This window comes from Amycolatopsis sp. NPDC028719 (assembly GCF_055565395.1).
Genome location: NZ_JBVHUL010000026.1, coordinates 1 through 5,503, shown reverse-complemented (window position 1 = coordinate 5,503; position 5,503 = coordinate 1). Strand labels below are relative to the sequence as shown.

4 protein-coding genes are annotated in these 5,503 nt (G+C 70.6%); 3 read left to right on the top strand and 1 reads right to left on the bottom strand.

What is annotated here, in order from left to right:
* Nucleotides 1-90: 90 nt before the first annotated feature.
* On the bottom strand, nt 91-753 hold the full coding sequence (locus ACZ4TR_RS49335) for an LppX_LprAFG lipoprotein (protein WP_465296157.1): 663 nt from the start codon (nt 751-753) through the stop codon (nt 91-93).
* Between the two features lie 98 nt (nt 754-851).
* Here ACZ4TR_RS49335 and ACZ4TR_RS49330 point away from each other — a divergent pair, with 98 nt between their 5' ends.
* From ACZ4TR_RS49330 to ACZ4TR_RS49320, 3 genes are all read left to right on the top strand, one after another.
* The gene (locus ACZ4TR_RS49330; RefSeq protein WP_465296155.1) at nt 852-2,132 is read left to right on the top strand and encodes an MFS transporter; all 1,281 of its coding nucleotides are present in this window, start codon (nt 852-854) and stop codon (nt 2,130-2,132) included.
* Nucleotides 2,133-2,193: 61 nt separating this feature from the next.
* Nucleotides 2,194-3,537: a type I glutamate--ammonia ligase gene (glnA, locus tag ACZ4TR_RS49325; protein ID WP_364519998.1), complete on the top strand. Its 1,344-nt coding sequence runs from the start codon at nt 2,194-2,196 to the stop codon at nt 3,535-3,537.
* On the top strand, nt 3,537-5,096 hold the full coding sequence (locus tag ACZ4TR_RS49320; protein WP_465296154.1) for an amidase: 1,560 nt from the start codon (nt 3,537-3,539) through the stop codon (nt 5,094-5,096). The genes glnA and ACZ4TR_RS49320 overlap by 1 nt, the downstream gene beginning before the upstream one ends.
* Nucleotides 5,097-5,503 lie beyond the last annotated feature (407 nt).

Here is a 5,503-nt window from a genome sequence, read left to right as displayed (position 1 = left end):
TCGCAATCCACACCGAACCCGGAGGCCCTCCCTCACACCAAGATCATCCGATCACGTGTCGCCCGTACCCAACCTCCGTGGTCAATACAGCTAGCCGACGTCCACGGGCTCGTCCTGCCTGGTCAGCGACAGTTCGACCATCACCGGGCTGAGGTGGTCGCCGGCCGGCGGGATCTGCGCCCAGAGCCGGGAGAACCGCCGGGGCCCGTCCGCGGAGACCCACACCTTGACGATGATGTCCTCGGTGACCTGCGGCAGCACGCTGTGCGCGACGGCCGCGGGCACGCGGCCGCCGACCCGCAGGGCCGCGGCGCCGTCGACGTTCTCCTTGCCCTCGGTCTTCGCGTCGGTGACGCCGCGCAGCAGCCGTACGAGCCCGCCGGACGGGCCGAGGAAGGTGCTCACGGCGTACATCCCGGGAATCCGGCCGCTCGCGACGTCGGGGTCGGTGGTGGCTTCGCCGTTTCGCACGGTGAAGCGGAATTTCGTGTGGCCGTCCCCGGACTGGACGTCCGCCGTGCCGGTCGCGGAGCCGCCGCCGTCGAGGGTCGCGTCGCCCTCGACGAGCCGGAGCGGGAAGCCCGGCAGCACGCCGTTGACGCCGGCCGCGAAGTGCACGCTCCGCACCGAGGCGAACGACGTCGCCGCGTCGCGGACCAGTTCGGACCCCGCCGGGAACGGCCCGCGCGTGTCCGGCGATCCGGTGCAGCCGGCCGTCAGCAGGAGCACGAGCAGGAGGGCGAAGCGGCGCATGTCCCGAGCCTACTGAGCACGACCTCGTGGCCGGATTCTTGCGGATGATGTCCTTCAAGCCACTTTCCGCCCCGCGCGCCCGCGGTGAAACTGCACTGGTGACTGTCGAGACCCACCCCGCCCCGAAGCTGCACCGCGCCTGGCTGATCGCCGGTGCCGCCTTCGTCGCGCTGCTCGCCTCCGCCGGCTTCCGCTCCGCCCCGGGCGTCCTCATCGACCCGCTGCACGCGGAGTTCGGCTGGTCCACGGCCACGATCAGTTCGGCCGTCTCGGTCAACCTCGTGCTCTACGGCCTCTTCGCGCCCTTCGCGGCCGCGTTGATGGAGCGCTTCGGTATTCGCCGCGTCTCGGCGACGGCGTTGTTCGTCATCGCCCTCGGCGCGGCCGGCACGGTCTTCATGAGCGCGAGCTGGCAGCTGATCCTCTGCTGGGGCGTCCTGATCGGCGCGGGCACCGGCTCGATGGCGATGAGCTTCGCCGCGACCGTCGCGGCCCGGTGGTTCGTCCGCAGCCGCGGCGTCGTCACCGGCGTCCTGACCGCGGCCGGCGCCACCGGCCAGCTGATCTTCCTCCCGCTCATCGCGAACCTGGCGGTCGGCTCGGGCTGGCGGACGGCGTCGCTGGTGATCGCGATCGCCGCGCTGGCCGTCGTCCCGGTGGTCCTGCTGGTCATCCGCGACCACCCCGCCGACGTCGGCACCACGGCCTACGGCGCGCCGGCCGACGCGGAGGTCGCGCGCCCGGCGTCCAAGACCGGCTCGGCCCGCCGCGCGCTCTCGGTGCTGGGCCAGGCCGCCCGGACCCGGACGTTCTGGCTGCTCGCGGTCGGCTTCGCGATCTGCGGCGCGACGACGAACGGCCTGGTCGGCACCCACTTCGTCCCGGCCGCCCACGACCACGGCATGCCGCAGACGACCGCGGCGGGCCTGCTCGCCCTGGTCGGCGTCTTCGACGTCGTCGGCACGATCTTCTCCGGCTGGCTCACCGACCGCGTCGACCCGCGCATCCTGCTCGGCGTCTACTACGCGCTTCGCGGCCTCTCGCTGGCCCTGCTGCCGCAGCTGTTCACCGACTCCGTGCAGCCGAGCATGTGGGCGTTCATCCTGTTCTACGGCCTCGACTGGGTGGCCACGGTCCCCCCGACGGTCGCCCTCTGCGTCCGCGCGTTCGGCGACGCCGGCCCGATCGTGTTCGGCTGGGTCTTCGCCTGCCACCAGCTCGGCGCCGCGTTCGCCGCATCGGCCGCCGGCCTGGTCCGCGACCAGCTCGGGAACTACAACGTGGCCTGGTATGCGGCCGCGGTCCTGGCGGTGCTCGCGTCCGTCGCGTCCCTCGCGATCAAGCGCGCGAAGCGGCCCGTTCCGGTGCTCGCGGGCTGACTTCGTCACCCTCGGCGCGTCGTGAAACATCCCGTTAACACGCTGTCGTTAGGGTGCGGCCATGGATCGCCAGCAGGAATTCGTGCTCCGCACGCTCGAGGAGCGCGACATCCGTTTCGTCCGTCTCTGGTTCACCGATGTGCTGGGGTTCCTCAAGTCCGTCGCGGTCGCGCCGGCCGAACTCGAGGGCGCCTTCACCGAGGGGATCGGCTTCGACGGTTCGGCCATCGAGGGCTTCGCGCGCGTCTACGAATCGGACATGGTCGCCAAGCCCGACCCGGCCACCTTCCAGGTCCTGCCGTGGGAGACCCCGGACGGCGGCCCGTACTCGGCGCGCATGTTCTGCGACATCGCGATGCCGGACGGCTCGCCGTCGTGGGCCGACCCGCGGCACGTCCTGCGGCGTCAGCTGTCGAAGGCGGCCGAAGCGGGCTTCACCTGCTACGTGCACCCGGAGATCGAGTTCTTCCTGCTCGCGACCCTGCCGGACGACGGCAGCGAGCCGGAGCCCGCGGACAACGGCGGCTACTTCGACCAGGCCAGCCACGCCACGGCGACGCACTTCCGCCGGCACGCCATCGAGACCCTCGAGGCGATGGGCATCTCGGTCGAGTTCAGCCACCACGAAGGGGCACCGGGTCAGCAGGAGATCGACCTCCGTTACGCCGATGCGCTGACGATGGCCGACAACGTGATGACGTTCCGCTACGTCGTCAAGGAGGTCGCGCTGACCCAGGGCGTCCGCGCGACGTTCATGCCGAAGCCGTTCACCGACCAGCCCGGCTCCGGGATGCACACCCACGTCAGCCTGTTCGAAGGCGACCGCAACGCCTTCTACGACGCCGAGGACCCGCACGAGCTGTCGGGGACCGGCAAGGCGTTCGTCGCCGGCCTGCTGCACCACGCCAAGGAGATCTCCGCGGTCACCAACCAGTGGGTGAACTCGTACAAACGCCTGATCAGCGGCAGTGAGGCGCCGACGACGGTCTCGTGGGGCCGCGCGAACCGCTCCGCGCTCGTCCGCGTCCCGATGTATTCACCCGGAAAGGCGTCATCCCGACGGGTGGAGGTCCGTACCCTGGACTCGGCGTGCAACCCGTACCTGGCGTACTCGGTCATCCTGGCCGCCGGGCTGAAGGGGATCGAGAAGGGCTACGAGCTGCCGCCACCCGCCGAGGACAACATCTGGCAGCTGAGCGACTCCGAAAGGCGCGCCGCCGGGTACGCGCAGCTGCCGCAGAACCTGGGAGAGGCCCTGTCCGAGATGGAGAAGTCGGAGCTCCTGCCCGAGGCGCTCGGCGAGCACGTCTACGACTTCTTCCTCCGGAACAAGCGCGTGGAGTGGGACAACTACCGCAGCGCGGTCACCCCGTACGAACTCCGGACGCTCCTCCCGGTGCTCTGATGGGGCGGCGGCCGGTGTTCCTCGCGATCCTGGCCGCCGCGCTCGTGCTCGTCCCCGCGGCACCCGCGGCTTCGGCGTTTTCTTCCAAGTTCGACCTCGACGCCGCCGACATCCCGGCGCTGCAGGCCCGGATGGCGTCCGGCCGGCTCAGCGCGGTGGGGCTGACCCGGTTGTACCTCGACCGGATCGACCGGCTCGACGGCAAGGTCAACGCCGTCCTCGCGCTGAACCCCGCGGCGCTGGGCCAGGCTCGGGAGAGTGACGCCCGCCGCCGCGCCCACCACCTGCGCGGCCCGCTCGACGGCATCCCGGTGCTGGTCAAGGACAACGTCGACACGCGGGACCAGTGGACGACGGCGGGGTCACGCGCCCTGCGCAGCCTCCCGGCGAAGGACGCGACGCTGATCACGCGGCTTCGCGCGGCCGGCGCGGTGATCCTCGGCAAGGCGAACCTCTCCGAATGGGCGAACTTCCGCGCCGCGAAGCCGACGTCGGGCTGGTCGGGCGTCGGTGGGCAGACGAACAACCCGTACGTGCTGGACCGCAACCCGTGCGGGTCGTCCGCCGGGTCCGCGGCCGGCGTCGCCGCGTCGCTCGCCCAGGTGGCGATCGGCAGCGAGACCGACGGCTCGATCGTCTGCCCCGCGGGGATGACGGCGACGGTCGGGCACAAACCGAGCCTCGGCCTGGTCAGCCGCACCGGAGTGGTGCCGATCTCCGCCGAGCAGGACACCGCCGGGCCGATCGCCCGCACCGTCGTCGACGTCGCCCTGACCTTGTCGGTCCTCCAAGGGCGGGACCCCGCGGACCCGGCCACTTCGCAGTACCCGGACTCCCAGCCCACGGACTACGCGAAGCTGCTTCGGCCGGGCGTGCTGCGCGGCGCGAGGATCGGGCTCTGGCGGCTGCCGGTGCTCGGCCCGGCCACCGACGCGATCATGACTTCCGCGCGGAACTCCCTGGTCAAGGCCGGTGCGACGGTCGTCGAGGTGACTCCGCCGTACCAGGCGCGGCTCGGTGAACTGGAGTTCCCGGCGCTGCTCACGGAGTTCCACCGAGACATCGACGCCTACCTGGCGACCCGCCCGCGCGGCCCGCGGAACCTGGCCGAGCTGATCGCCTACAACCGCGCGGACCCCCTGGAACAGACGTGCTTCGCCGGCCAGGAACTGTTCGAGCAGGCACTGGCCGCACCGCCGCCGACCGACCCCGGCTACCTCGCCGGCCGCGCCGAGCTCTCGGACCTGGCCCGCCGCTCCCTCGACGAGACGCTGGTCAAGTACGACCTCGACGCGATCGCGTCGCCGACCAACCCGCCCGCGTGGAAGACCGACTGCGCGGTGGGCGACAACGACGTGATCCCGTCGTCGACCCCGGCCGCGGTCGCCGGCTACCCGGACGTGACCGTGCCGGCCGGGTTTGCCGGAGCGCTCCCGGTGGGTATCTCGTTCATGGGCGCCCGGTGGTCGGACGCCCGGATGCTCGCCCTCGCGGCGGACTTCTCGAGAGTGGCTCCGGCCCGGGTCCCGCCGCGCTACTTGCCGACGATGCCGTCGTAGGGGTTTGAACACGCTCTGACCTGCGGCAATGGCGTTAAGTGACCCCCCTGTTCGGGACCGGTTTCGGGGCATGTAATCTTCTCTTCGTCGCCAGGAACACCGGGTCGCCCCGGGGCCGCAAGCCCCGAAGATCCGGCCGGGCCGAGCGGGTTGACACCGCGGATCGGACCGGGTAATGTTCAGCGTCGGCCCACGAGCGGCCGCCGAATCCCTACGACTAACACCGTAGGCTGAGGCATGCTCGACCAAAAGCTTTGAATATCGCTTGGAACAACTGCCGAGGATATAGCCGCTGATAAGGCGGTGAGTCCAGAGTGTGTTGCTTGAGAACTCAACAGTGTGCTAGTGAACTAAGCCAGTAGAGCTTATGTATTGAACCTCGTATGAGGTTCCTTTGAGAGCATTAA